At 58.6% G+C, this 24,111-nt stretch carries 30 protein-coding genes; 8 read left to right on the forward strand and 22 right to left on the reverse strand.

The features are described 5' to 3' along the window. Nucleotides 1-308 precede the first annotated feature (308 nt). On the reverse strand, nt 309-1,334 hold the full coding sequence (locus ATE40_RS10810) for an MBL fold metallo-hydrolase (RefSeq protein ID WP_019452847.1): 1,026 nt from the start codon (nt 1,332-1,334) through the stop codon (nt 309-311). 219 nt (nt 1,335-1,553) lie between these two features. Between ATE40_RS10810 and ATE40_RS10815 the strand changes: the two genes are divergently transcribed. Then, nucleotides 1,554-1,844, forward strand: coding sequence for a hypothetical protein (locus ATE40_RS10815; RefSeq protein ID WP_063918500.1), 291 nt, complete (start codon nt 1,554-1,556; stop codon nt 1,842-1,844). Between the two features lie 41 nt (nt 1,845-1,885). Here ATE40_RS10815 and ATE40_RS10820 read toward each other — a convergent pair whose 3' ends face one another. From ATE40_RS10820 to ATE40_RS10830, 3 genes are all read right to left on the reverse strand, one after another. Further along, nucleotides 1,886-3,247, reverse strand: a complete 1,362-nt coding sequence (locus ATE40_RS10820; protein ID WP_019452849.1) for an amino acid permease — start codon at nt 3,245-3,247, stop codon at nt 1,886-1,888. 175 nt (nt 3,248-3,422) lie between these two features. Beyond that, nucleotides 3,423-3,659, reverse strand: coding sequence for a DUF4060 family protein (locus tag ATE40_RS10825; RefSeq protein WP_004927680.1), 237 nt, complete (start codon nt 3,657-3,659; stop codon nt 3,423-3,425). A gap of 76 nt (nt 3,660-3,735) precedes the next feature. After that, complete coding sequence (locus ATE40_RS10830; RefSeq protein ID WP_019452850.1) at nt 3,736-4,038, reverse strand: phage protein NinX family protein; 303 nt, start codon at nt 4,036-4,038, stop codon at nt 3,736-3,738. 169 nt (nt 4,039-4,207) lie between these two features. Between ATE40_RS10830 and fos the strand changes: the two genes are divergently transcribed. Further along, complete coding sequence (gene fos, locus ATE40_RS10835; RefSeq protein ID WP_019452851.1) at nt 4,208-4,615, forward strand: fosfomycin resistance glutathione transferase; 408 nt, start codon at nt 4,208-4,210, stop codon at nt 4,613-4,615. A 38-nt stretch (nt 4,616-4,653) separates the two neighbouring features. Here the strand turns inward: fos and ATE40_RS10840 are convergent, their stop codons facing one another. Both ATE40_RS10840 and mgrB read right to left on the reverse strand, forming a co-directional pair. Further along, nucleotides 4,654-4,929 carry a YebO family protein gene (locus ATE40_RS10840; protein WP_019452852.1) on the reverse strand — a complete coding sequence of 92 codons (276 nt, stop codon included), beginning with the start codon at nt 4,927-4,929 and terminating at the stop codon, nt 4,654-4,656. An 80-nt stretch (nt 4,930-5,009) separates the two neighbouring features. Beyond that, entirely contained in the window at nt 5,010-5,153 is a 144-nt protein-coding gene (gene mgrB / locus ATE40_RS10845) for a PhoP/PhoQ regulatory lipoprotein MgrB (RefSeq protein ID WP_016927395.1), read from the reverse strand. 176 nt (nt 5,154-5,329) lie between these two features. Here mgrB and ATE40_RS10850 point away from each other — a divergent pair, with 176 nt between their 5' ends. Beyond that, a complete protein-coding gene (locus ATE40_RS10850; protein ID WP_004927690.1) occupies nt 5,330-5,563 on the forward strand; it encodes a YobH family protein in 234 nt (77 codons plus the stop codon). Between the two features lie 40 nt (nt 5,564-5,603). Here ATE40_RS10850 and ATE40_RS10855 read toward each other — a convergent pair whose 3' ends face one another. After that, nucleotides 5,604-5,843 (reverse strand): DUF2766 family protein, encoded by a 240-nt coding sequence (locus tag ATE40_RS10855; protein WP_004927692.1) that lies wholly within the window; start codon nt 5,841-5,843, stop codon nt 5,604-5,606. 184 nt (nt 5,844-6,027) lie between these two features. Here ATE40_RS10855 and ATE40_RS10860 point away from each other — a divergent pair, with 184 nt between their 5' ends. Then, nucleotides 6,028-6,240, forward strand: coding sequence for a YccJ family protein (locus ATE40_RS10860; protein WP_004927694.1), 213 nt, complete (start codon nt 6,028-6,030; stop codon nt 6,238-6,240). Between the two features lie 447 nt (nt 6,241-6,687). After that, the gene (locus tag ATE40_RS10865; RefSeq protein WP_004927697.1) at nt 6,688-7,074 is read left to right on the forward strand and encodes a helix-turn-helix domain-containing protein; all 387 of its coding nucleotides are present in this window, start codon (nt 6,688-6,690) and stop codon (nt 7,072-7,074) included. A 24-nt stretch (nt 7,075-7,098) separates the two neighbouring features. Here ATE40_RS10865 and ATE40_RS10870 read toward each other — a convergent pair whose 3' ends face one another. The 5 genes from ATE40_RS10870 to lysM form a co-directional block, all read right to left on the reverse strand. After that, nucleotides 7,099-7,452, reverse strand: a complete 354-nt coding sequence (locus ATE40_RS10870; protein ID WP_019452855.1) for a DUF1304 domain-containing protein — start codon at nt 7,450-7,452, stop codon at nt 7,099-7,101. Nucleotides 7,453-7,879: 427 nt separating this feature from the next. Then, nucleotides 7,880-8,821, reverse strand: a complete 942-nt coding sequence (locus ATE40_RS10875) for a pirin family protein (protein WP_063918501.1) — start codon at nt 8,819-8,821, stop codon at nt 7,880-7,882. A 106-nt stretch (nt 8,822-8,927) separates the two neighbouring features. After that, entirely contained in the window at nt 8,928-9,092 is a 165-nt protein-coding gene (locus ATE40_RS24880; protein WP_019452857.1) for a hypothetical protein, read from the reverse strand. 23 nt (nt 9,093-9,115) lie between these two features. After that, a complete protein-coding gene (locus ATE40_RS24885) occupies nt 9,116-9,271 on the reverse strand; it encodes a hypothetical protein (RefSeq protein ID WP_019452858.1) in 156 nt (51 codons plus the stop codon). A gap of 262 nt (nt 9,272-9,533) precedes the next feature. Then, on the reverse strand, nt 9,534-9,980 hold the full coding sequence (lysM, locus tag ATE40_RS10880) for a peptidoglycan-binding protein LysM (RefSeq protein ID WP_019452859.1): 447 nt from the start codon (nt 9,978-9,980) through the stop codon (nt 9,534-9,536). Between the two features lie 228 nt (nt 9,981-10,208). Between lysM and ATE40_RS10885 the strand changes: the two genes are divergently transcribed. Then, nucleotides 10,209-10,400, forward strand: a complete 192-nt coding sequence (locus tag ATE40_RS10885) for a YdfD/YebW family protein (protein ID WP_004934567.1) — start codon at nt 10,209-10,211, stop codon at nt 10,398-10,400. A 122-nt stretch (nt 10,401-10,522) separates the two neighbouring features. After that, nucleotides 10,523-10,747, forward strand: a complete 225-nt coding sequence (locus ATE40_RS10890) for a biofilm development regulator YmgB/AriR family protein (RefSeq protein WP_063918502.1) — start codon at nt 10,523-10,525, stop codon at nt 10,745-10,747. Between the two features lie 79 nt (nt 10,748-10,826). Here the strand turns inward: ATE40_RS10890 and ompC are convergent, their stop codons facing one another. The 6 genes from ompC to ATE40_RS10920 form a co-directional block, all read right to left on the reverse strand. Next, nucleotides 10,827-11,909 (reverse strand): porin OmpC, encoded by a 1,083-nt coding sequence (gene ompC, locus ATE40_RS10895; RefSeq protein WP_063918503.1) that lies wholly within the window; start codon nt 11,907-11,909, stop codon nt 10,827-10,829. Between the two features lie 567 nt (nt 11,910-12,476). Further along, entirely contained in the window at nt 12,477-13,460 is a 984-nt protein-coding gene (astE, locus tag ATE40_RS10900; RefSeq protein WP_019452862.1) for a succinylglutamate desuccinylase, read from the reverse strand. A 10-nt stretch (nt 13,461-13,470) separates the two neighbouring features. Next, nucleotides 13,471-14,811 (reverse strand): N-succinylarginine dihydrolase, encoded by a 1,341-nt coding sequence (gene astB / locus ATE40_RS10905; protein ID WP_063918504.1) that lies wholly within the window; start codon nt 14,809-14,811, stop codon nt 13,471-13,473. Nucleotides 14,812-14,863: 52 nt separating this feature from the next. Then, nucleotides 14,864-16,336: a succinylglutamate-semialdehyde dehydrogenase gene (gene astD / locus ATE40_RS10910; RefSeq protein ID WP_063918642.1), complete on the reverse strand. Its 1,473-nt coding sequence runs from the start codon at nt 16,334-16,336 to the stop codon at nt 14,864-14,866. Then, nucleotides 16,336-17,370 carry an arginine N-succinyltransferase gene (astA, locus tag ATE40_RS10915; RefSeq protein WP_004934585.1) on the reverse strand — a complete coding sequence of 345 codons (1,035 nt, stop codon included), beginning with the start codon at nt 17,368-17,370 and terminating at the stop codon, nt 16,336-16,338. The genes astD and astA overlap by 1 nt, the downstream gene beginning before the upstream one ends. Nucleotides 17,371-17,422: 52 nt before the next feature. After that, a complete protein-coding gene (locus ATE40_RS10920) occupies nt 17,423-18,637 on the reverse strand; it encodes an aspartate aminotransferase family protein (RefSeq protein ID WP_019452865.1) in 1,215 nt (404 codons plus the stop codon). Nucleotides 18,638-19,278: 641 nt separating this feature from the next. Between ATE40_RS10920 and ATE40_RS10925 the strand changes: the two genes are divergently transcribed. Continuing rightward, a complete protein-coding gene (locus ATE40_RS10925) occupies nt 19,279-20,253 on the forward strand; it encodes an alpha/beta hydrolase (protein WP_063918505.1) in 975 nt (324 codons plus the stop codon). 2 nt (nt 20,254-20,255) lie between these two features. On the opposite strand, the gene ATE40_RS10930 is transcribed toward ATE40_RS10925, so the two are convergent. The 4 genes from ATE40_RS10930 to ATE40_RS10945 are packed head-to-tail and all read right to left on the reverse strand — an operon-like array spanning nt 20,256 to nt 24,108. After that, a complete protein-coding gene (locus tag ATE40_RS10930; RefSeq protein WP_063918506.1) occupies nt 20,256-21,224 on the reverse strand; it encodes an ABC transporter ATP-binding protein in 969 nt (322 codons plus the stop codon). Continuing rightward, nucleotides 21,214-22,200 (reverse strand): ABC transporter ATP-binding protein, encoded by a 987-nt coding sequence (locus tag ATE40_RS10935; protein ID WP_019452868.1) that lies wholly within the window; start codon nt 22,198-22,200, stop codon nt 21,214-21,216. The genes ATE40_RS10930 and ATE40_RS10935 overlap by 11 nt, the downstream gene beginning before the upstream one ends. Next, entirely contained in the window at nt 22,197-23,147 is a 951-nt protein-coding gene (gene opp4C, locus ATE40_RS10940; protein WP_063918507.1) for an oligopeptide ABC transporter permease, read from the reverse strand. Before opp4C ends, ATE40_RS10935 begins: the two co-directional genes overlap by 4 nt. A 4-nt stretch (nt 23,148-23,151) precedes the next feature. Next, a complete protein-coding gene (locus ATE40_RS10945; RefSeq protein ID WP_063918508.1) occupies nt 23,152-24,108 on the reverse strand; it encodes an ABC transporter permease in 957 nt (318 codons plus the stop codon). Between the last annotated feature and the right edge of the window lie 3 nt (nt 24,109-24,111).

Genomic DNA, 24,111 nt, shown 5'->3' on the forward strand with positions numbered 1-24,111 from the left:
ACGAGAACGCACTCATCGCCGGTCTTCAGCCCTGCTGCCAAACGGCGCAAACGGCAGCGCCACGCGGGCAAGAGGCAGCGCCACGCCCTGCGCAACGGATGCATAAGCATGCAAAGCCATGGCGCGTCTCCGCCGGCCTGCGGCTTCTGGATAAATAATCCGAAGGCTGTTAGCCTCAATAGCCGGAATAATCTTATGCATGGTGAAAGTTCAACGTTGAATTAAATCCTGAAACAGAGTGGTTATTTGAATCACCGCCCGCGCTTATCAATTCTGCTAATTACTGTCACGCTTTCAAACCGTTGACATTATTCCTCCGGCGGGCGGATAGGCGATGCTTGCTGCAAGTTCTGCAACGCAATGCGCTCGCCAATCTTCAGCGGATGGAATTGATGTTGTTCCAACCCCGCTTCGCTCAACGCCAGATTCAACTGATGGGGCGGCTCATCCAGCGATTCATCCGCCAATTCGAACACCCCCCAATGGATGGGAATGGCGCGTGGTTGATTCAGCTGTCGATACAGCGTCACCGACTGCTGCGGATCCATATGCTGTTCCTGCATGAACCACCGCGGCGCATAGGCCCCTATCGGCAACGCCGCCACGTCGAACGGCCCCAGCCGGTGTCCGATCTCCGCCAGCCGCTCCGAATAGCCGCTGTCGCCGGAAAAGTAGAAGCGCAGCGCCGGATGGTGGATCACCCAGCCGCACCACAGAGAACGGTTGCGATCCCACAGCGTGCGCATGCTCCAGTGCCGCGCCGGCGTAGCGTAGACCGTCAGCTCGCCCAACGACAGACTCTGCCACCAGTCCAGCTCATGCACGTTCAGCCGATAGCGGCGAAACCAGCGTTTCAATCCGAGCGGCACGATGAACTCGGCCCGAGGAAAACGCCGCGCCAGTTGCCGCACCGTGCGTCTGTCGAGATGGTCATAATGGTTATGAGAGATCAGCACCGCGTCCACCGCCGGCAGTTGCCCCACCGCCAGCGGCGGCGGCGTTCTGCGTTTCGGGCCGTAAAAGCTCAGCGGCGACGCGCGTTCGGACAACACCGGATCGATCAGGACATAGCGCCCCCCCAACCGCAGCAGCATTGAGGCATGCCCCAACCACCAGACGCTGTCGTCGCTGCCGCTGAGATCGGCAGGTTGCCACCAGCGCTCGGTAAACTGCGCGTAACCGTGCTGCGGCGGCTTGGGCAATCCCTGCCGCTTGCGTTCATCCTGCCAACGCTGAAGGTCGCCCTCCTGGCGCTGCGAAGGCTCCGGGTTGCGAAATCCCTCCGGCGTGTGATGCGCCTTGGCCGCGTCGTAATAACGGTTGATTCTTTTCATTCAGCCTCTTCTCCCGACCGCTGCGCCCCGCACGGGCATGACCTTCAGTGTAACAAACCCGATGAAGCTCGCACTTCGTCAGCCGTGCGCTGCATCGCGGGAGCTTTTGCCGTATGCTGTTGTCTCACTTCGGTGAGCAGCCAGGGCCGCCAAGAGCCCGTTAAGACTCTCTTAAGATCTTTGTGATTGACTTGTAGGGCATACAGAAAAGGAGAAGTTATGAGCCGTTCTACATCCCGTAAATCAGGCGCAGGCCTGGGACGCCGTATTCGCAGCGCGCTGCTGGCGCAGAAGCAATACTGGAAAATGTATTTCGCCATGAAGCTGCGCCGCCTGCGCGTACCTGCACCGCTGGTGGTGCTGGGCGGTTCGCTGCTCGGGTTCTTCATGTTGACCCTGCTGATGCTCAGCGTGGTGGCCATCGACGTGATCAGCACTCTGCTGCTGTTGTGTCGGAAACTGCTGGGGCGGGATCGCAGTGAGGGGCGCGCCTTTATGCCGCGCGGCTGACGAAAAGAGAGCGGAGGCGCCAATACGCCTCCGCACGCAGATTAACGCTTGGCGCCTTTGCGGCGCGTCAGCATAAACCCGCCCCACAGCACCGCAACCCACACCGGCATCAGCAACACCGAAATGCGGATCCCTTCGCTGAAATACATTATCACCAGAATCAGGCCGAGGAACGCCAGGCACAGGTAGTTGCCGAACGGATACCACAGCGCTTTAAAGCTCGGAATAACGCCCTGCCGGTTCTTCGCCGCGCGGAATTTCAGGTGTGCCAGGCAGATCATGACCCAGTTGATCACCAGCGTGGACACCACCAACGCCATCAGCAGCTCAAACGCCTTGCCGGGCATCAGGTAGTTGATCAGCACGCCGACCGAGGTAATCAGCGCCGACAGCGCGATGGACAGCACCGGCACCCCACGTTTGTTGACGCGCGTCAGCGCCTTCGGCGCATTGCCCTGGCTAGCCAGCCCGAACAGCATGCGGCTGTTGGCATAAACGCCGCTGTTGTAGACCGACAGCGCGGCGGTCAGCACCACCACGTTGAGCACGGTCGCCACCAGATTGCTGTTCAGCGCATGGAAGATCAGCACGAACGGGCTGCCGCCCTCCACCACTTGTCCCCACGGATAGAGCGAAAGCAGCACGGTCAGCGAGCCGATATAGAAGATCAAAATGCGGTACACCACCTGATTGGTGGCTTTGGGAATGCTGCGACGCGGGTCCGCGGCTTCCGCTGCGGTAATGCCGACCATTTCCAACCCGCCGAACGAGAACATGATCACCGCCATCGCCATCACCAGCCCGGAGAAGCCGTGCGGCATAAAGCCGCCCTGCTGCCACAGGTTGGTGATGCTGGCCTGCGGTCCGCCGTTGCCGCTGACCAGCAGCCAGGCACCGAACACGATCATGCCGACAATCGCCACCACTTTGATGATCGCAAACCAAAACTCGGTTTCGCCGTACAGGCGCACGTTCACCAGGTTGATCAGGTTGATCAGCACGAAGAACAGCGCGGCCGAGGCCCAGGTGGGGATCTCCGGCCACCAGTACTGAATGTAGATGCCGACGGCGGTCAACTCCGCCATGCCGACCAGAATGAACATCGCCCAATAGTTCCAGCCGGAAAGGAAGCCGGCGAAATCGCCCCAATATTTATAGGCAAAGTGGCTGAAAGATCCGGCGACCGGCTCCTCCACCACCATTTCGCCCAGTTGGCGCATGATCAAAAACGCGATAAAACCGCCGATGGCGTAGCCCAACAGCACGGCGGGGCCGGCCATTTTAATGGTTTGCGCAATGCCGAGAAATAAACCGGTTCCGATGGCGCCCCCGAGGGCAATAAGCTGTATATGTCTGTTTTTTAAGCCGCGTTTTAGCGGGGTATCCTGATGCTGACCGCCCATCTTATCCTCATATGGCGTACACCCTTGCCGTTATCGGCCAAGATTTCACCAATCAATAAATGTATCTGCGGGCGGCTTTTTAACACTTAACCCCGTGAGCATCAAGGAGTAGCGCCCCGAGACGGTAGGCCGGAGCGCGATTTTTTAACCGAGGGAGAGCGAGTAATGACGGCGTTCAGCCAGGCATACCGCACAGTTTGGTCAGGTTGCGCGCGCCGATCATCAGCGTCGCGACATAAGATTGACTACGCGTAACCACTTCCACCGCCACGCGATCGTTTTGATATTTTATCAGGTAGGTCGAAGGCCACCCCTGACGACGCTGGCCGAAGCTTTCGGCATGACGATCGATCGCCGCGTGGGCAATCACCAGATGAGACAAGTTTTTATCACCTTTGATAATGCGCTTCATAAACAGCCTCCGCCAACGACAGCTCTGTTATTAGAAAAAGGAGAAACTCTTACCAATCACCGGTATTTTTATCGAATCAGTTAGCCTGTTGGCTCATCAGGAAACAGATCATCGCCGCGCGCAGCGGGCTGGCGCAGTCCGCCTGCCATTCACCGCCCTGGGTGCTCATGCGCGCTTGCCACTGCGGGCTGTCGTTTTGCTGGTCGGGGTTCAGACTGATTTTGTTGGCGCAAATGATCGGCCAGGCATCGGAGGGATTCTTGCAGTAATCTTTACCTTTCACACCACCGTAAGGATACCACTTGTCCGGGTTCTCTCCGGTCAGCAGCGCGATGCTGCGGTTCACTTCGGCATCGCTTTCTTCGTACCATTTAATCATCGGCTTTATCCATCTTTTGTAAGGTTCGCGCTACATTACGATGTCTATACGACAGTTTTATGACAGCGTCGCCGGTTTTCACATTATCTATACTAATGTTTTATCCCCTTTATCTTTCCTCATCGCCTGCGTACACTTTTTGCCTGTTTACCGCCCAGGAAACGCCTACATGTTGACCGGCCTCAACCATCTGACGCTCGCCGTCCACGATCTCGATCGCAGCGTCGATTTTTATCATCATCTGTTGGGATTTATCCCGCACGCCCGTTGGCAAGGCGGCGCCTATCTTTCGTTGGGGGCCTTGTGGCTGTGCCTGTCGGTGGATGAATCGCGCACGCCACAAAACGCGCGCGATTATACCCACTACGCCTTCAGCGTAGCGCCGGAGCACATGGAGCAGGTCAGCGAGCGATTGCGCCAGAGCGGCGTAGAAGAGTGGAAAAGCAATCGCAGCGAAGGCGAATCGCTCTATTTTCTCGATCCCGATGGGCATCAGTTGGAGATTCATGCCGGCGATCTGGCCAGCCGCCTGGCGGCGTGCCGGGAAATCCCCTATCAAGGTATGGTGTTTTACTGAGGCGCTCCGGCGGCGCGGCCGCCAGCCGGAGCACATGTTCAGCGTTCGGGGATAAAACCTTTGAAGTTCAGCGCGGGGCTGAGTTCGTCGTCATCCGCGTCAGCATCGGCGCCGCGGGCGCTGTGCGCCAGACGCTTCAACAGCGCCGTTTGCTGGCGTTGCTGCTCGGCAATTTCCTGCAGCAGGCGAACCTGCTCGTTGGCGCGCACGCTGGCGCGGTTCACCAGGAACCAGACCCACAGCCCCACCAGCAACGCCACGGCGGCGAGGGCCAGCGACAGCAGGCCGTTCTGGCCAAAACCTAAATCGTACATGGACAACCCTATCTACTGCGACATTCAGGCCGCCATCTTAACACTCGCAGCGGTCGTGCGAACATCCCCGCCAAAAAAGCTTACCAGGGCACGAAGCGCGTCACCGAACAGATGCCCAGCGCGAAATTTCCGCCATCGTCGCAATAACTGTCCAGCGCCAACAGGTAGAAAAACAGGCAGGCAGCGACGGCCGTCATTATCACGAGGATTTTTTTTCGCAACAAATTTAGCAGCCTCATTGTTATCTGGGTAATCTATTGCGCATGTTATCACAGCGAAGTTAAACGAAGTTTAACTTGTCGTTTAGATTTCTGGCTACCGCCCATTTTTCAGACTGTTACCCTTGCCCTCACGCCGCCGCCGTGGCTAGATGCACACTCAGGGATAACGAGGAAGCGCAATGAGCAAATTGATTAAGTGGGTTCTGGTGTTGGCGGTCATTTACGGCGGTTTTTTGATCTCGGGCTACGGCGTGCTGATCGGCAGCAACAAGAACGTCGGCGGGTTGGGTTTGCAGTGCAAATATCTGACGGCGCGCAACGTGGCGATCGCCCAGTATGTCAATGGCGACAACGGTTTCATCGGCGTAGCCGATTGCCCGCTGTTCAAGAAAATCGAAACGGTGGTGGATTAACCGCCACCGCCAGATGCCGCCGCGCTGCGGCGGCCCCGCCTCAGTTGCGGGTAAACTTCATTTCGATCAGCGCAATCGCCTTGTCAATCGCTCGGCGAGTCACCGGATCGGCGCCGGCAGGGTGGGTGGAGAAATCGATGCTTTTGAGCTGGCCCGCCATCTTGTCGCGCACTTCGGTCGGCGCAATCACGTCGATAACGTCCAGAATCTGTTTGATGACCAGTTGGCAAGCGACCAGATCGGAAGCCAGTTCCTGCTCGTTGCTCAGCATGTCAGACATAATAATTTTTCCTCTTGATTCAAACGCCGCACAGAATAACACGCCGCCCGCGGCATTGCCTGCTCTCCCCGCCTTTTTCCCCATTCTGCGCACCACCGAGCAAAAGCCCGCGGCGGATTGGCCTATACTTGCAGCATGACGGTGGCAAAAACCACCCCTAAGCCACAACCAACAGGAGAAAGTTATGGCGAATCACAATGTGAAATCCTGGGCGACAGTGCGTGAAACTTCGGTGGAAATCGCCGAAGCCATTTTTGAACTGGCAGGGAACGACGAAGTGTTGGCGCAGAAGATCTGGGAAGAAGGCAGCGACGAAGCGTTGGAGAAGGCGTTCGCTAAAACCACCGCCGACCAGCTGTATTGGGGAGAGGAAACCGTCGAGCGGAAAAACGTTTAAGCCATCACGCAACAAAAAGCCCGGGTTTCTGACCCAGGCTTTCCCGATTGGCGATCGCCCTGCTCAGCGGCGGGCAAATTCTCTTGATCTCACGGCTCTTCACCTCCCACACCTTCCGCATTTTTCATGCTCATCACCGGCATCGCCATAAAAGCGCCGACGCCCACGATTACAACCAGAGTAATAATCACTGTCATTAACATGCGATCACCCCATCAACGTTGAGTTGTTACGGCTGACTCTGTTTTGGCGGTTATTTGCTGTGGCCTGCTCTGCGTCACCCACCGCGGCGGCGACAGTCTCAGATTAGCCGTTTTTCCTTTCGACTGACAAGCGGCGGTTGAACGGTTTTTCCGAATAATTGCCCTCTGCCATCGGCGGCGTTTTTGTCCGCGGCGGCAAGTTGTGTATACTTCACCGCTATGTAGATCTCACACTGACGCACTGATGATACAAGAACACCATCTCTCATTGGTCTGCGCCCTCAGCAAATGGGTCGAAACTCACCTCGGGCGAGTGATCCATCTCGAAGAGCTGGCCGAGTACTCCGGCTACTCGCTGTGGCACATGCAGAAGCTGTTCAAAGAAGCGACAGGGATTTCGCTGGGCAAATACATTCGCGAACGCCGTCTGGCCGGCGCGGTCTATCAACTGCGCAGCAGCGAAGCGTCGATCTTCGATATCGCCCTGGACTTTGGTTTCGGCTCGCAGTCCCATTTCACCTACATGTTCAGAAAGCGTTTTAATATCACGCCTTATGATTTCCGCCAGGATTTGAGCGTCGATCTGCACATCGATCCGCCGTTGCACGTCATTCACCAAAAATCCGCCTGACCTTCCCCGCCGTAAACCGGCGGGTTAGCGTGCGCCCCATACCGCCAGCAGCGCGATCAGGGCCGGCAACGCCTGCACCCACAGGATCTTGCGATTGGCGGTCAGTCCGCCGAACACGCCGGCAGCCAGCACGCAGCCGAGAAAGAACAGCTGCAGAGCGATATCCTCGCGCCAGTAACCCCATGCCAGTCCCAACGCCAGAAAGCCGTTGTACAACCCCTGATTGGCGGCCAATACCCACGTGGCCGCGGCAAACTCCGCCGTCGTGCCGAATGCCCGTCTGCCGAGCGGCGCACGCCACAGGAACATTTCCAGCACCAGGATATAAAGATGGAGAGCGGCAATTAGCAGCAGCAAAATGTCGGCGAATAGCTTCATGATTATCCTTAACGCTTATTTGAAGATGCCATTAAGTATAAGCGTACTGCCAATATCACCAGATGTTGGCGAAAAAAAACCCGCCGAAGCGGGTTTATGCAGGAGTCATTTTTTGAGGTTAATTTAACACGGCGACCAATAATGCCGCGACAGAGACCCAAAACAGCGCCGTAGCGATCACGACATGGGACAGTCTTGCACGATAGAGTACCTGGCTCATAATGACCTCACTGACATCTGACTAACGGGAGACAGCCTGACTTCCTGAGGATTATCCTAAACTTCTTTTCATTGTCGTTATATGAACCCGATCACTGTTTCGCCGAGAAAGCTTATATTGTCGTAAAGCTGGTGCCGCGATCACATTAATTGCGCCTTATTAGAGCAAAATAAACCGAATAATCGCGGCGATTATAGCTTAATGCTATCAAACATCGCTCCAGGGCAGGCGCGGCGCGGTCATTCGCTCGCCGGAATAGCCGCTAACGGCAGGGAAACGCGGTGTTCCTTGCTCCCAATCATGCTGGGCCTGAATAATGTCTGCCTTACTATGGCCAACAAAATTCCACCAGATAAGGATCTCTTCGTTTAACGGCGTTCCGCCGATTAATAATCCCCGGCTGCCTTTTTGAGCATTTAACTCGATAGAGTTATTTTTTATGCCCAAATAGGCAAACTCGTCAGGTGAAAAGATGTCGCCATTAAGTTCAAAGGTGCCAATCAGCGGCAGAAAACCGATTTCATAATCCTCGCGCAGCGGCAATGTTATCGTCGCCGTTTCCTGCCATTCCATATCAATGGCGATGAGCGGCGAAAGGGTAAACACTGGCGAACGATAAGCGCCAAACTCGCCGACCAACAAACGGTGATTCACGCCATTATTTTGCCAGTGCGGTAAATCAGGGTAATGATCAAAACGCGGCGCCATATCGGCATGCTCGGCCGGCAACGCAATCCACAGTTGCGCGGCGTGTAATCGGCGCGCTTCGCCCACCGACTGTTCCGTATGCGCGATGCCGTGTCCCGCAGTCATCAGATTGACCTGGCCCGGGCGGATCAGCTGTTCGCTGCCGAGGCTATCGCGGTGCAACACCTCCCCCTCGATCATCCAGGTAAAAGTTTGCAGACCGGTGTGCGGATGCGGCCCCACATCCATGCCAGGCGACGTGCCGTTAAATACCGTCGGCCCGGCGTGATCGAGAAAACACCAGGCACCGACGGTGCGTCGCTCACGAGTGGGCAACGCGCGGTTGATCGGAATGCCCCCCACTTCGGCGTTACGCACGGCAATACGCTGGATCTGGCGCACGCCGTCAACGACGGGGCGCTCGCGTGAAGGTAAAGAACGCGTAGGACGGGACTGACTCATCGCAAAGACCTCCTGAATGACGCCGATTCGCCAAAGGCAACCGCCCCAGCTTAGCACAGGACAGCCTCCCCCGGAGAACGACCACGCTCAGGCGCATTCGCGCGGATTAAGGCGCTTTGATATAGCAGCTTTTGATGTCGATATCGTCTTGCGCGTGCCTGAGATCGGAAAAATAGGTCACGCCAAAAAGAATGGATACGACCAGCAGCACGGAAACCAACAGGCCGATAATCGCCAGCAGTTTGGTTTCATCATGGAGATTAGGCTCCATTTTATCTCCCCTAGTTAATCGCGTCAGGTCACCCACAACGTGACCGCCAGCGTAAAAATAATCAGCGAGCAGGACGCAATCGCCAGCACGACGATCGCAAATTGCGCATCACCCAAGGTTTCTCGATAGTTTTTATCCGTTGAGGCATTGCGCTGTTGTTTCACTAAATCGGTTTTCACTCGTTCAACTACTGCATTGCTGCTTGATGGGGCAAGACGCCCCCTCAGAATGGGATTGAAGCCGCCATCATGGTCTTTCAGGCCTCAACCGGGGCATGACGCTATCAATTTTCACCATCAGGGTCAACACTCCCCCATCAGGCAAACGACAGGAAGCGCCAGATATAGGTAACTTTTATTGGGTTCGAAGGGAAATAAAAGATGCTTATGACAGGACGCCAAAAAAGCCCGGCATGCAACCGGGCTATGGCGGAACGTCGGGTTATTGCGGGATGCGCAAGACTTGCCCCGGATAGATTTTGTCCGGGCTCGACAGCATCGGTTTGTTGGCGTCGAAAATCTTGTTGTACAAATTGGCGTTGCCGTACATCTCTTTGGAAATCGCGCTCAGCGTATCGCCTTTCTTCACGGTATAGAAACGGCTCTCGGCATCGGATTGCGCGACCGCCACCTTGTCTTCCACGCCGCTGATACCCGCCACGTTGCCGATCGCGACCAGAATCTTCTCTTTCAATTCCTGGCTGACGGCGTCGCCGGTTACGACGGCTTTCCCATCGACGACCTGCACATCGACCTTGTCGGTACCCGGCAAGCCGCTCTTATCGAGATGCTCCTTGAGTTTGGCGCTTTGATCTTCGGCGGAGGCATTGCCGGTGACTGTGTCCCACAGTTTTTCGCCCGCTTCTTTGACGAAGTTAAACAAGCCCATATTCACTCCTTTTGATGGTTGCACTAATGCGTTGAAGTAAGGCCTGTTAAGCTTAGCACCGTCAAAAGGATATGCCATCCGCTCGCGACGCCAGAAAGGGTTAGAGAATTCCGAAAGTGCCGCAAGCCGCGCTTCGGTGGCGATATATCAGGCAATGATGCTGAAAAATCGCGCTTTTTTGCCTACACTGTTGCAGACAGGGCGGCTCGACGAAGGAGGCGTGCAACGATGTACGCATTGGTGATGTTTGTCTGTTATCTGGATGGCGGCTGCAGTGAGATGGTAGTCGACATATTGCGCGACGAACCGCAATGCCTGGTGGCGATGAAGGAACAGAACCTGCGCCACGCCGGCTGTTATCCCATGGAAGAGTTTATCGACGGCTTTTGGTTGCCGGCCAGCGAATACTCGGATTTTTAATCCTTTCCCACGCTGATGGCTGAGGAATTTCTGATTTCATCGGAAACTTCGTCTTCCTCCGAGGCATGAGGCCGCTGTTTTGCTAAATTGCGGCTCCCGAAGAAGAGAGACAGAGAAAGGTCATGTCAGCATCGGCTCATTCTAACGAGCATTATGAAACTCTGCTGCGCGACGTCAGCCTGGCGTTAGGCGACGCGGTGTTGCAGTTAATCAAAAACCACAAAAAGGTATCCGGCGGCAATATTCTTTCACAGCTGGTGACCGAAATAGAGCATGAGCAGGATCAGCAGCGTTTCGCCGCGCTGCGTTCCGCCATTGAGCTGGTGGGGCTGGCGCCAAAAGGCTGAGTTCCCAATAAAACGAAGGCAGGGCTTGCGCCCTGCCTGATTACCGATCCCGACACAGGATGAAGGTAATGAGAGAAACTTAGAAGCGATAGGTCAGGTTGACGGCAACGATGTCGTCAGTGCTCAGCTTCAGTTTGTTATCGTCGTTCAACTGGTTGATCTTGTAGTCGACGTAGGTGTACATGTTTTTGTTGAAGTAGTAAGTCGCGCCCACTTCCACGTATTTCACCAGATCGACGTCGCCAATCCCTTCAATATCCTTGCCTTTAGACTGCACGTAGGCCACGGACGGGCGCAGACCGTTCTCGAACTGGTACTGGGCCACAACTTCGAAGTTTTGCGTTTTGTTGGCGAAGCCGGAAACGCCGTTGCCACTGATCGGCGTCATGTTGCGCGTATCGGCATACATGGCCGCCAGGTAGACCTGGTTGGCATCATATTTGACCGCGGTGGTCCAGGCGGTGGCCTTGTCGCCTTTACCGTACTTCAGCGCCTTCTGATCGCTGGTGCGGTTGGAGTCGGAGAACGCCGCCGCTACGCCGATGCCGGTGCCGCCGATGTCCTGATAGTCCAGAGACATGCCGTAACCGTCGCCATTTTGCTTGGTCACGCTGCGGCCGTCACCGTCGTTTTTACCCTGGTATTGCAACGCCAGGTTCAGACCTTCTACCAAGCCGAAGAAGTCTCGGTTGCGGTAGGTCGCCAGGCCGTTGGAACGCGCGGTCATGTAGTTGTCGGTGTAGCTGTAGGAGTCGCCACCGAATTCCGGCAGCATATCGGTGTAGGCTTCGGCGTCATACACCACGCCGTAGTTGCGGCCGTAGTCGAATGAGCCGTAGTTGGCAAACTTCAGGCCGGCGAAGCCCAAACGCGTTTTGGTGCCGGTGGTGCCCTGCGCTTCGTCGTGGTTGGAAGCAACCTGGTATTCCCACTGGCCGTAACCGGTCAGCTGATCGTTGATTTGGGTTTCGCCTTTAAAACCCAGACGAACATAAGTTTTGTCCCCGTCTTCACCTTTGTCTTTGCTGAAAACGTGCTTGGCAGCAACGCGGCCGTACAGGTCGAGTTTATTGCCATCCTTATTATAGATTTCAGCCGCGTTGGCGAAGGAGGTGACCGCCCCGAGGGCGACAGCTAAGGCTAATACACTGCGTTTCATCATTTATTTTCCTAGATATTATAATTAGAACCCTGCCCGTCACGCCCAATTTATAATTTGGGCTGTGATTTTATCTTTTGGTATTTTATGAGCGCCCCTAATGTGGGGGTGATGTGACATTAGCATCATGAATCAAAACTTAAAATCAAAAAGTTCATGAAACAACGAGGAGAAAGCATGTTTATTTGTAACCAAATATTACCACAAAATAACCAGCCAACCCATTGAATATAAGAATATTTTATCACATAAGTTATAACCAAAATGGTGCACTGCACTAAAATAGTGCATTTTGGTTTCGTTTTGCGTGCTTTCTGCGCGATTCAAAAATAGCAACAAGATTAGCATGGTTATTAAAAACGTTACTTATTTCACATTTTTATCTTAACAAAGACATCAGGCAATTAAGGCTTTTCTATAACGGCCTAATAGGATCTTTATTGATGCGCGGAAATGCAGGCATCTGCGGCGAATAAAATTCGCTTTGAGGCAATTAAAATAGCGGGAAATAGCAGATTAAAGTAATTAAAGGAATAACGGCGGCGCGCTGACGGCGCCACCGTGGATAATTCAATACAACGTAGAGCGGGAAACTTCGTTCAGCAACATCCCGGCACGCAGCCCCAGCGCCACATTGGGATTAGGGAACAGGATCCATGCGCCCTCTTGGCCGACGCGGTATTCCTCCTGCGGCTGCTCGCACAGCAACATGCCCGCTTTCAGCTCGGTGAAGTTGGCCGTATCATCGTCCAGGTGCAGTTTGAAATCCTCGCTGTGTTTGATTAACGAGTGCATCACACGGAATACCCGGATCGCATCGCCCACGCGCACCGGCAACGCCCCTTCGCTGACCGCCGCCCGCAGAGCGCGATCGATGGCGGCGAACTGCTGCAGATCGTTGCTGCCGAACGGCCGCGCCTTGCCCAGCTCGAGCGTACAGCTCGCGGCATTGAGTTGCTCGCTGGAATAGTGGCTGAAAGTACCGCCCGGCGCGCTGTGCACCACCAGCGCATCCAGGTCGGCGGCGTCCAGCAGCGTTAACATAGCATCGCTGTACGGCCGTTTCTGAAATGGCAGAATACCGAAGCGCGGCAAGTGCGACTCGCGAATGGCGGTGTGCAGATCGTAGTGGAAACGCGCCGCCTGCTCGCCATCAAAAAAGGCGGCAAGCGTGCGCTCCAGCTGCTGGGCACGCGCCGTTTCCCCGCTGGCGGCAAAGTTGCGATAGCGGCCGCCGAACATACGATTCATGTCGCTGTGCAGGTAACGCTTGCCCGCACGCATCGCAGCCGGATTACCCAGCACCACCAACAGCCGCACCGTCAGCGGCAAGCGGCCGGCCAGCAGATCGCCGACCAGCTGATTGAGCAGTTCAATCGGCGCAGTTTCGTTGCCATGCACGCCCGCAGACACCACCATCGCCTGGCGATAAGGCTGCCGCGGCGTGAGCTCCAATACCCCTTCCCCTTGCCAACGCCAGCGCAGCTGCGGCGTTTCACCTTGCCATTCGGCGGGTTCATTCCCTTCCAGCGTCAGGGGCAGTAGATCGATCATACAGCCTCCCTTAGCGTTGGAACGGATAGATAGAGCCGAGACCGAGGATCGACGTCAACGAATCCAACGCCTCACGCCCTTCGCGCAGCAGCGCCGGATCGGCCAGGTCATCCTGCGTCAGACGATCGCGGTAATGGCGATCCACCCATTCGTTCAGCGTCGTAAACAGCCGATCGTTCATCATCACGCGCGAATTCACCGCCCGCAGCTCTTGCTCATTGAGCGCCACCCGCAGGCGCAGACAGGCCGGGCCGCCGCCGTTACGCATGCTTTCGCGCAGATCAAACACGCGGATCTCATCGATCGGGCCGCCGCCGCCAACCATGTCGTTCAGATAACGCCAGACGCCGGCATGCTGGCGCGACTCCTCCGGCACCACGATCATCATCTTGCCGTTCGGCTTGGTGAGAATTTGGCTGTTGAACAGATAGGTCGCCACCGCGTCCGCTACCGACACGCGCTCCGTCGGCACTTCGATCGCCACCAGTTCGCTGTCCAGCGTCGCCATCTTGCGGCGCACTTCATCCAGCGCCTGTTGCTGGCGATAAAACGCCTGCTGGTGGTGGAACAGCACGTTCTGGTTGCTGACCGCAATCACGTCGTTATGGAACACGCCCTGATCGATCACCGCCGGGTTTTGCTGCACGAAGACCGTATGCCGCTCGTCCAACTGGTGCAAACGCGCGATCGCCTCACCGGCTTCGCGCGTCTGGCGCGCAGGGTAACGCGCCGGCGCCGTTTCGCCGCCAAACTCCTGACGACCGTAAACGAACACCTGCACGCTGCGCTTGGCGTAGTCGCCGCCCAGACGGTTATGGTTAGCCGCCCCTTCGTCGCCGAACAACGCCACCTGCGGCAGCGCCTCGTGGTGGGCGAAATGCCGATCGTCGTTGAACATCGCCCGCAATACGTCGGTGGTGGTTTCCGCTTCGATGGCGCGGTGGAATTTGTTGTTCAGGTTGGCGGCGGTGAAATGCACCTTACCGTCGGCGCTGTCCGCCGAAGGCGACACCGTGGCCGCATTGGCGGTCCACATGCACGACGCCGAGCTGAGCGCCGACAGCAGGCGCGGCGATTGACGCATCGCCTGCGCCAGCACCGCCTCATCGCTGCCGCTGAACCCCAGACGCCGCAGCATCGGCAAATGCGGCCGCTCCTGCGGCGGCAATACCCCTTGCTGGAAACCGAGATCGGCCAGCGCCTTCATTTTCAGCAACCCTTGTTTCGCCGCCAGCTTCGGGTTCGATACGCTGTTTTGATGCTGCGTCGAGGCCTCGTTGCCGAACGACAGCCCGGCATAGTGGTGCGTCGGCCCCACCAAACCGTCGAAATTGACTTCATATCCTGACATGGCTATCCCCTGGGGATGGCCTGCGGCGGCGCCACAGCACCGCCGCAGACGATTAACGGAACGACAAGCCCGGCGACAGCGTTGCCGGCAGCGACAGGCTTTCACTTTCCAGCGAAGCCATCGGCCAGGCGCAATAGTCCGCCGCATAGAAGGCGCTTGGGCGATGGTTGCCGGAGGCCCCCACGCCGCCGAACGGCGCCGCGCTGGACGCCCCGGTCAGCGGCTTGTTCCAGTTGACGATGCCGGCGCGCGCTTCCAACAGCAGCCGCTCGAACAGTTCGCGCTGCGGCGAGACCAGCCCCACCGACAGGCCGTAGCGCGTCTGGTTGGCGAGCCACAGGGCCTCGTCGAAATCGCGGTAACGCACAATGGTGGTCAACGGCCCGAAATACTCTTCGTCCGGTACGCCGGCCACGCCGGTCAGATCGATGATCCCCGGGCTGAGCAGTGAGCTGCCCGGCTCCAGCAGGCGCAGGGTCAGCAGCGATTTGCCGCCCAGCGCCAGCAAGCGCTGCTGCGCTTTCAGCATGTTTTCCGCCGCGGCGGACGACACCACGCCGCCCATAAACGGCTGTGGTTCGGCATCCCAACGGCCGACGCGCAGTTCACCCGCCACCTGAACCAAACGCGCGATGAAGGCGTCGCCTTCCGCTCCCTGCTTCACCAGAATGCGGCGTGAACAGGTGCAGCGTTGGCCGGCGGAGATAAACGCCGACTGGATAGCCAGGTTGACCGCCGCATCGCGATCCTCGAAACCATCGACGATCAGGGCGTTGTTGCCGCCCATTTCCAGCGCCAGGATCTTCTCCGGCTGTCCCGCCAATTGGCGGTGCAGATGGTAGCCGGTCCCGGCGCTGCCGGTGAACAACAACCCGTCGATATCCGCACTGGCCGCCAGCGCTTCGCCGGTTTCGCGGCCGCCCTGCACCAGATTGATCACCCCCTCCGGCAGACCGGCTTTCAGCCACAGCTTCAGGGTCTCTTCGGCGGTCAGCGGCGTCAGTTCGCTCGGCTTGAACACCACGCAGTTCCCGGCCAGCAGCGCCGGCACGATATGGCCATTGGGCAGATGGCCGGGGAAGTTATAAGGCCCGAACACCGCCAGTACGCCGTGCGGACGATGGCGCAGCACCGAAGCGCCGTCGGCCATCGCCGTCTGGCTAAATCCGGTGCGCGTCTGATAGGCCTGCAGCGAAATGCCCACCTTGCCGATCATCGCCTGAATTTCGGTCAGCGTTTCCCAGCGCGGTTTGCCGGTCTCGCGGCTGATGGTTTCCGCCAGCGACTGTTTGTGTTCTTCCAACAAGGCGGCGAAGCGCTTCACCAGCTGTTCACGCTGCTCGAACGGCGTGCGCGCCCAGGCTGGGAAAGCGGCGCGCGCAGCTTCGCAGGCGGTGGCGACGTCATCGGCGTCAGCGGCGTTGGCGCGCCACAGCGGCTGATTGCCGACCGGGTCGGTCTTGCCGAACTCAGCGCCGCGGCCCTGCCGCCAGACGCCATTAATCAACAGAGCAGGATGGGACATCATGCTTTCTCCTGTGCAATAAGGGGGAGCACCCGCACCGGGCTGCCCTGCTCGACGCCCAGCGCCGCGGCGGTGGCGGCGTTGATATGCAGGCGGTCGTCATACAGATCGGCATTGACCAGCAGTGCGCGGTAGTTCTGATAGTTGTCGTTGGCCACCAGATGCACCGGCGCATCGGCGCGCATCGGCGTGTCATCCAGTACCACTTTCACCAGGCGGCTCTGCTTCACCGCACGGATGTGGTCGATCTCTGCTTCCAGCGTCGGGCCGCCGTCGAAGATATCGACGTAGCCCTGATAACTCAGGCCTTCCGCTTCCAGCAGGCGGCGCGCCGGCAGGGTTTGCGGGTGCACCTCGCCGATCACTTTCTGCGCGTCTTCGGCCAGGAAATCGACATACAGCGGATGCTTCGGCATCAGCTCGGCGATAAACGCCTTTTGCCCGGTGCCGCTCAGGTAGTCCGCCTTGGCGAACTCGATGGAGAAGAAACGGTGACCGACGCTCTCCCAGAACGGCGAACGGCCGTTTTCATCGGAGAAACCGCGCATTTCGGCGATCAGACGCCGGGAGAAGCGTTCACGGAACGCGGCAATAAACAGGAAACGTACCTTCGACAGCAGCTTGCCGTTCTCGCCGTGACGATAGTCCGGATCGAGGAACAGCGTACACAGCTCCGAATGGCCGGTGTGGTCGTTGCTGAGGAACAGCGTCGGCACCGATTTATAGACGTTCAGCTGTTTGGACGCGTGCACCTGCGTGCCGACGCGGAAGCTGTACCAGGGTTCCGCCAGGCCGACGGCCACTTCGATCGCGCAGACCCCCACCGCCTGCCGGCGCTCGCTGTCTTCCAACACGAACAAATAACACTGGTCACTTTGCGGAAGTTCGCCTTGCCAGGTTTTTAACGCCCGCTCAATACGTGCCGACAGAGTATCTTCATTTTGCGGCAGCGACGTGAGACCGATACCGGATTTGCCAGCCAACGTCAGCAAATCTGCCAGATCGCGGCGCTCTATAGGGCGAATAATCATCATAATGCGAACCTCTTCTGAATCAGGCTGCGCCGGTGAAGGCGCAGCCCGCTGATTAGCTGCAAATGCGCGCCACGGCGCGCGCGAATCGCGCCAGCCCCTCTTTCACATCCTGTTCAGGGATGATCAGCGACGGCGTGAAACGCACCACGTCCGGTCCGGCGATCAGCGCGATGACGCCTTCTTCGTTGGCCAGTTGGGTGATCTGCTTCGCTTTGCCGGCATAGTCTTTCTTCAGTTGGCAGCCGATCAGCAAACCGCCGCCGCGAATCTCGGCGAAGATCGGATACTGGCGGTTAATGTCGTTCAACCCATCGATAAACCACTGGTGCCGCTGTTTGACGCCTGCCAGCACTTCCGGGGTGTTGATGATGGAGAACACCTCTCCCGCCACCGCCGTCGCCAGCGGGTTGCCGCCGTAGGTGGTGCCGTGGGTGCCGACGCCCAGCGTTTTCGCCAGGGCGTCGGTGGTCAGCATGGCGCCGATCGGGAAGCCGCCGCCCAGCGCTTTGGCGGTGGTCAGCACGTCCGGCACCACGCCGTACTGCATGTAGGCATACAGGTGGCCGGTGCGGCCGACGCCGGTCTGCACTTCGTCAAAGATCAGCAGCGCGTTATGGCGATCGCACAGCTCGCGCAACCCCTGCAGGAAGCTGGCCTCCGCCGGCAGCACGCCGCCTTCACCCTGGATAGGCTCGACGATCACCGCGCAGGTGCGATCGTTGATAAGCTCGGCCGCCGCCGCCAGATCGTTATACGGCGTGTGGGTGATGCCGCCCGGCAGCGGCGCAAAGTCCTGCGAATACTTCGGCTGACCGCCGGCGGAGACGGTGAACAGCGTGCGGCCGTGGAACGCGTTGTTGAAGGCCACGATCTGATCTTTGCCGGCGCCGTGCTGGTCGTGCGCGTGTTTGCGCGCCAGCTTCAGCGCCGCTTCATTGGCTTCGGCGCCCGAGTTACAGAAAAACACCTTGTCGGCGAAGGTGGCGTCGATCAGCTTTTTGGCCAGACGCAGCACCGGTTCGTTGGTATAGCCATTGCCCAGATGCCACAGTTTGCCCGCCTGCTCCACCAGCGCCGCCTTGACCGCCGGGTGCGCATGGCCCAACGCATTAACCGCGATGCCGCCGGCGAAATCGATGTAAGACTTACCCTGTTGATCCCACACCTGCGAGCCTTCTCCCCGCACCAGAATAAAATCGGCAGGGGCATAAACCGGGACCATCCAGTCATCGAAAGACTGGCGGGTAACTGCGATTGGCTGTTCCATAGTGACCTCATAATCTCAGCAAAGGCTGAATTTTGACTGTAAGGGCCGCTCAAGCCCGGCTAGGCCGCCACAATGCAAAAAAAACGCTGTTCAAAACCGACTTTCCCCGCGGAGAAAATGCTGCCTTTCATCGCTGTTTTAGAAACAAATCTGTTACATAAAATCGGTTTTTCACTATTTATGGCGTATATCCGGTCCCTGAGCGGGGAGTAAATGTTAACGAGCAGTTAAAATACATGTCGTTTGATAAAGAGTGTAGAGCAGCTATCGTGCCAAAACGGGATTTTTGCCGGATTTTGCTATTTTTTACGTTAAAACAACGGCTTATAATGCATACCTATTCATTTTTTATGCATTGGTAATGCATAAATTAAAAAATAAGGCCTAAAATCATCATTGCCCGCGAAATCCTATTCAATTACGAAAAACTTCAGGATTTCTGATCGGGCTCGCAAAAATAATTTCATCCGATTTGCTCGTCATCACACTTTTTGCCCCAATCCGGTGCAGCGGTGCGCCAGGATCGTGCAATGCGGCGGCGAAGCGCCTATGCCCGACTGCCGCGGCTCTCGCTTTATGCGCCAACGACTACACTGTGATTCTGATCGCACCTTTTCTTCTTCCGCGCACAAGGAGTCACCATGTCCAAGAAAACCGTCGACCTCGGTCGGCCGCTCCCCCTGCATGACATCCGTACCTTTCTCGACGCGCTGAATGCCGCCGGCGGCAAACCCATGGAACACATGAAGCCCAAAGAGGCACGCAGGGTTTTGGAAGACGCGCAGCGCAGCGCCGAGGTGCCGCTGCGTGAGGTCGAGATCAGCGAGAAAAGCATTCATGTAGAGGGGCAGGATATTTTGCTGCAGCTGGTGCGGCCGGCCAGGGTCAAGGAAAAGCTGCCGGTCTTCATGTTCTTTCACGGCGGTGGTTGGGTGCTGGGCGATTTCCCCACCCACGAACGCCTGGTACGCGATCTGGTGCACAGCTCCGGGGCGGCGGCAGTGTTCGTCAACTACCCCCGTTCGCCCGAAGCGCGATACCCTGAGGCGATCAACTTGGCTTACGCCGCCACGGAATGGGTGGCCGAGTACGGTGAAAAGATCAACGTCGACGGCTCACGGCTGGCGGTGGTCGGCAACAGCGTCGGCGGCAACATGGCGGCGGTGGTCAGTCTGATGGCCAAAGAGAAAGGCATACCGGCGCTGCGTTGCCAGATCCTGCTGTGGCCCGTCACGCACGCCCAGTTTGATACCGACTCCTATCATCAGTTCGCCGAAGGCCATTTCCTGACCCGCAACATGATGAAGTGGTTTTGGGACAGCTATGCGCCCGATAAGGCGCAGCGCAAGGAAATCTACGCCTCGCCGCTCAACGCCACGGTGGAACAGCTGCAGGGGTTGCCGCCGGCGCTGGTGCAGACCGCCGAGCTGGACGTGTTGCGCGATGAAGGCGAGGCCTACGCGCGCCTGCTCGACGCCGCCGGGGTCGAGGTCACTTCCACCCGCTACAACGGATTGATCCACGACTACGGTCTGTTGAACCCGCTCGCCCATGTCCCGGCGGTGCATTCGGCGATCCACCAGGCCGGGCGCGCGCTGAAGCATTACCTGTCCTGACGCTAACCGACCAGGTGACAGGCCACCTGATGGCCGGGCGCAACGCTGCGCAGGCGCGGCGCCTGTTCACGGCACTGCGCCGTAGCCTGCGGGCAGCGAGGGTGGAAACGGCAGCCGCGCGGCGGGTTGGCGGGATTGGGCGGTTCACCGCTTGCCACCTGCGTCGGTAAGCGTTGCGTATCCAGCGTCGGCACCGCCGCCAACAGGGCCTGCGTATAGGGATGCAGCGGTTGGCGAAACAGCGCATCGCGGTCGGCGCTCTCGACAATCTGCCCCAGATACATCACCGCCACGTCCTGGCACAGATGCTCCACCACACCGAGATCGTGCGAAATAAACAGCAGCGTCACCCCCTGCCGTTCCTGCAAATCGGAAAACAGATTGATGATCTGCGCCTGAATCGACACGTCGAGCGCCGATATCGGTTCATCGGCGACGATAAACTCCGGCTGCAGGATCAGCGCGCGCGCGATGCCGATGCGCTGCCGCTGGCCGCCGGAAAACTCATGCGGAAACCGCACGTAATGCTGTGGAGACAGCCCGCAGATCGCCAGAGTGTCGAGCACCCGCTCGCGCAGTTCCGCCTTACTCGCCAGACCGTGCTGCAACAGCGCTTCGCCGATGGCGTCGCCCACGCGCAGGCGCGGATTTAGCGAACTGTACGGATCCTGAAACACCAGCTGCATTTTCGGCCGCAGCGCGCGCAGCGCCTCTTTGCTCAGGCTATCCAGCGCCTGCCCGTTAAACCGCACCTCGCCGGCGGTTTTGTCGTGCAGGCCGAGCAACGTACGGCCGACGGTGGTTTTACCGCTGCCGGACTCGCCCACCAACCCGAAAATGCGGCCCTTGCGAATGCTGAAGCTGACGTCGTCCACCGCCTTCAACTGGCCGGTGGTACGCCCGAACAGCCCGTCGCGCAGCGGGAAATATTTCTTCAATCCCTTCACTTCCACCAAAGGTTCAGTCGACATGCGGGCGCCCTCCGGCGTTGAGAAAACAGGCGGACTGGCGCTGCCGGGAGCCGTACAGCGGCGGAATGCCATCGCGGCAGCGCGCGGTGGCCTGTGCACAGCGTTCGGCGAATGCGCAATGCTCAGGCAGCCGCGCCAGATCCGGTACCTGGCCGGGAATGGAATATAAGCGATGGCGCCGCTGCCCCGGCGACGGCCGCGAGGCGATCAGCCCCTGCGTGTAGGGATGCTGCGGTTCGGCCAACACTTCCCGCGTCGTTCCCTGTTCGACAACGCGCCCGGCGTACATCACCGCCAGCCGATCCGCCATTTGGGCGATCACCCCAAGATCGTGGGTGATCAAGATCATCGCCATATTGTGTCGCCGGCTCTGTTCGCGCAGCAGCGCCAGGATCTGCGCCTGTACCGTAACGTCGAGCGCCGTGGTCGGCTCATCGGCGATCAACAGCGCCGGGCGGCACCCGATCGCCATGGCGATCATCACGCGCTGCAGCATGCCGCCGGACAGTTGATGCGGATAGCAGCCCATCAGCGCCTCCGCACGCGCCAGCCCCACTTCCGCCAGCAACTGAATCGCCTGCCGCCAGGCCGTTTTCGGCGACAGCAGCCGGTGACGTATCAGCGGCTCCACCAGCTGTTCGCCGAGCGTCAGCACCGGATTGAGCGCGCTCATCGGTTCCTGAAAGATCATCGCCAGCCGGTTGCCGCGCAGATCCGCCATGTTTGACGCCCGCAGCGACAGCAGGTTTTGCCCTTCGAAGCGGATTTCACCGCCGTCTACCTGCGCCAGCGGCTGCGGCAACAGCCCCATCAACGCCATGGCGGTCACGCTTTTGCCGCAGCCCGATTCGCCGACGATCCCCAGCGTTTGCCCGGCATGCAGTTCAAGGCTAACCTGCTGCACCGCCCGCACCGGCCCTTGCTCCCCCTGAAACGACACCGACAATCGATCGAACGCCAGCAGCGGTTGACTCATCGTTTTACCCCGTTCATTTTCGGATCGAGCGCGTCCCGCAGGCCATCGCCCAAAATATTGATCGCCACCACGGTGACGAAGATCGCCAGCCCCGGCGGCATCCACAGCCAGGGGCGGCGCTGAAAATCAATCAGGCTATTGGCAGCGTCCATCATGTTGCCCCACGACGGCGTCGGCGGCACCACACCCAGCCCGAGGTAGCTCAGCGCCGATTCGCTGAGGATGGCGTTGGCCACCGCCATGGTGGCCACCACCACCAGAATCGGCACGGTGTTGGGCAGCAGATGACCAAACAGCCGCCGCCGGGTGGAGAGCCCCAGCACTTCGGTGGCCAGCATGAAATCCCGTTCGCGCAGCGACAGGATCTGGCCGCGCACCAGCCGCGCCAATGACGGCCAACCCAGCAGGCTCAGCATGATCATCACCATGTAGATGCGGTAGTCAGGCGAGACGTCGAGCTCGGTCAGCATCGCCCCCATGATGATCAGCAGCGGCAGGCCGGGGATGGTCATCAGCAGATCGGCGAAACGCATGATCAGCCGATCCGCCACGCCCCCCAGATAACCGGCGAGCGCTCCCAGCACATAGCCCAGCGTCACCGACAACAGCATCGACACCAGGCCGATAGTCAGCGATATTCGCCCCGCCAGCAGCAGCCGGGTGCAGATATCGCGGCCGAGAAAGTCGGTGCCCAACCAGTGCGCACCGCTCGGTGCCTGGTTGATATTCAGCATATCGCCGGCGTCGTCGCGCCACGGCGACAGCGGCGGCCCAATCAGGCACAGCAACGCCAGCAGCACCAGCAACGCCAGCGAAATCATCGCCGGCCGGTGGCGGCGCAGACGTCGCCAGGCCTGCGCGGCGGGCGGCGGCGACAGCTGAGCCAGCACCGGCAGCTGCGCCTGTCGCCAGCGGCGACGGCGGCCGAAAAACAGCGTAACCAACATCGTATTACCTCAAGCGAATGCGCGGATCGGCGTAGGCGTACAGAATGTCCGCCAGCAGGTTGCCGAGAATGGTCAAGGCGGCCAGAAACAGCGTAAACCCCATCAATACCGGGTAGTCGCGCGCCGCCAGCGAATCGATATGAATATGCCCGGCCCCCGGCCAGTTGAAGATTTTTTCGGTGATCAGCGCGCCGGAGAACAATCCCGGCAGCTCGAACCCCAGCAGGGTGATGATCGGCAACAGCGCATTGCGCAGCGCGTGTTTGAGGATCACCGTTTTCTCCCTGAGCCCCTTGGCGCGCGCGGTGCGGATATAGTCCATGCGGATCACCTCCAGCATGCTGGCGCGGAAATAGCGCGTCAGGCTGCCGGCCTGCAGCATCACCAGCGCCAGCACCGGCAACAGCAGATGCGCCGCCACCTCCAGTGACCAGGCCAGCCCGCTCGCCTCACTGCCGGTGCGCAACATACCGCCCGCCGGCAGCCAGTGCAGATCGACGGCGAACCATTTGATCAGCAACAGGCAAAGAAAAAAGGTCGGAAACGACATGGCGGCGAACACCGCTACGGTGATCAGATGATCGAACAGCGAATAGGGTTTCATCGCCGAGACCACCCCCACCGCCAGCGCGATGCCCCAATACAGCACCATCGCCACCGCCGCCAACAGGAACGAATTCCAGATGTATTGATTCAGCAGCGTACTGACCGGGATCTGGTACTGCAGCGAAAAGCCGAGGTCGCCCTGCAGTAATCGGCCAAGCCAGTGCAGGTAACGGCTGAACAGCGGCTGATCCAACCCGTACAGTGCCCGCAGCTCGGCGGCGCGTTGCGCGGTCAGGTTGATATTGCCATCGATAAAGTCGCCGGGCGCCAGGGCGAAGATGCAAAAAATCAGCAATGAAGCCAACAGCAGCATCGGGATCGTCTGCAACAGACGGCGCAGGATAAAGTTTCTCATTGC

This window comes from Serratia surfactantfaciens (genome assembly GCF_001642805.2).
GTDB classification, from domain to species: Bacteria; Pseudomonadota; Gammaproteobacteria; order Enterobacterales; family Enterobacteriaceae; genus Serratia; species Serratia surfactantfaciens.

Bases quoted from the DNA above. Each gene is read 5' to 3' on its own strand.
- ATE40_RS10810 (WP_019452847.1), bottom strand. From the start codon at position 1,334: ATGAAAAGAATCAACCGTTATTACGACGCGGCCAAGGCGCATCACACG.
- ATE40_RS10815 (WP_063918500.1), top strand. From the start codon at position 1,554: ATGAGCCGTTCTACATCCCGTAAATCAGGCGCAGGCCTGGGACGCCGT.
- ATE40_RS10820 (WP_019452849.1), bottom strand. From the start codon at position 3,247: ATGGGCGGTCAGCATCAGGATACCCCGCTAAAACGCGGCTTAAAAAAC.
- ATE40_RS10825 (WP_004927680.1), bottom strand. From the start codon at position 3,659: ATGAAGCGCATTATCAAAGGTGATAAAAACTTGTCTCATCTGGTGATT.
- ATE40_RS10830 (WP_019452850.1), bottom strand. From the start codon at position 4,038: ATGATTAAATGGTACGAAGAAAGCGATGCCGAAGTGAACCGCAGCATC.
- fos (WP_019452851.1), top strand. From the start codon at position 4,208: ATGTTGACCGGCCTCAACCATCTGACGCTCGCCGTCCACGATCTCGAT.
- ATE40_RS10840 (WP_019452852.1), bottom strand. From the start codon at position 4,929: ATGTACGATTTAGGTTTTGGCCAGAACGGCCTGCTGTCGCTGGCCCTC.
- ATE40_RS10850 (WP_004927690.1), top strand. From the start codon at position 5,330: ATGAGCAAATTGATTAAGTGGGTTCTGGTGTTGGCGGTCATTTACGGC.
- ATE40_RS10855 (WP_004927692.1), bottom strand. From the start codon at position 5,843: ATGTCTGACATGCTGAGCAACGAGCAGGAACTGGCTTCCGATCTGGTC.
- ATE40_RS10860 (WP_004927694.1), top strand. From the start codon at position 6,028: ATGGCGAATCACAATGTGAAATCCTGGGCGACAGTGCGTGAAACTTCG.
- ATE40_RS10865 (WP_004927697.1), top strand. From the start codon at position 6,688: ATGATACAAGAACACCATCTCTCATTGGTCTGCGCCCTCAGCAAATGG.
- ATE40_RS10870 (WP_019452855.1), bottom strand. From the start codon at position 7,452: ATGAAGCTATTCGCCGACATTTTGCTGCTGCTAATTGCCGCTCTCCAT.
- ATE40_RS10875 (WP_063918501.1), bottom strand. From the start codon at position 8,821: ATGAGTCAGTCCCGTCCTACGCGTTCTTTACCTTCACGCGAGCGCCCC.
- ATE40_RS24880 (WP_019452857.1), bottom strand. From the start codon at position 9,092: ATGGAGCCTAATCTCCATGATGAAACCAAACTGCTGGCGATTATCGGC.
- lysM (WP_019452859.1), bottom strand. From the start codon at position 9,980: ATGGGCTTGTTTAACTTCGTCAAAGAAGCGGGCGAAAAACTGTGGGAC.
- ATE40_RS10885 (WP_004934567.1), top strand. From the start codon at position 10,209: ATGTACGCATTGGTGATGTTTGTCTGTTATCTGGATGGCGGCTGCAGT.
- ATE40_RS10890 (WP_063918502.1), top strand. From the start codon at position 10,523: ATGTCAGCATCGGCTCATTCTAACGAGCATTATGAAACTCTGCTGCGC.
- ompC (WP_063918503.1), bottom strand. From the start codon at position 11,909: ATGATGAAACGCAGTGTATTAGCCTTAGCTGTCGCCCTCGGGGCGGTC.
- astE (WP_019452862.1), bottom strand. From the start codon at position 13,460: ATGATCGATCTACTGCCCCTGACGCTGGAAGGGAATGAACCCGCCGAA.
- astB (WP_063918504.1), bottom strand. From the start codon at position 14,811: ATGTCAGGATATGAAGTCAATTTCGACGGTTTGGTGGGGCCGACGCAC.
- astD (WP_063918642.1), bottom strand. From the start codon at position 16,336: ATGTCCCATCCTGCTCTGTTGATTAATGGCGTCTGGCGGCAGGGCCGC.
- astA (WP_004934585.1), bottom strand. From the start codon at position 17,370: ATGATGATTATTCGCCCTATAGAGCGCCGCGATCTGGCAGATTTGCTG.
- ATE40_RS10920 (WP_019452865.1), bottom strand. From the start codon at position 18,637: ATGGAACAGCCAATCGCAGTTACCCGCCAGTCTTTCGATGACTGGATG.
- ATE40_RS10925 (WP_063918505.1), top strand. From the start codon at position 19,279: ATGTCCAAGAAAACCGTCGACCTCGGTCGGCCGCTCCCCCTGCATGAC.
- ATE40_RS10930 (WP_063918506.1), bottom strand. From the start codon at position 21,224: ATGTCGACTGAACCTTTGGTGGAAGTGAAGGGATTGAAGAAATATTTC.
- ATE40_RS10935 (WP_019452868.1), bottom strand. From the start codon at position 22,200: ATGAGTCAACCGCTGCTGGCGTTCGATCGATTGTCGGTGTCGTTTCAG.
- opp4C (WP_063918507.1), bottom strand. From the start codon at position 23,147: ATGTTGGTTACGCTGTTTTTCGGCCGCCGTCGCCGCTGGCGACAGGCG.
- ATE40_RS10945 (WP_063918508.1), bottom strand. From the start codon at position 24,108: ATGAGAAACTTTATCCTGCGCCGTCTGTTGCAGACGATCCCGATGCTG.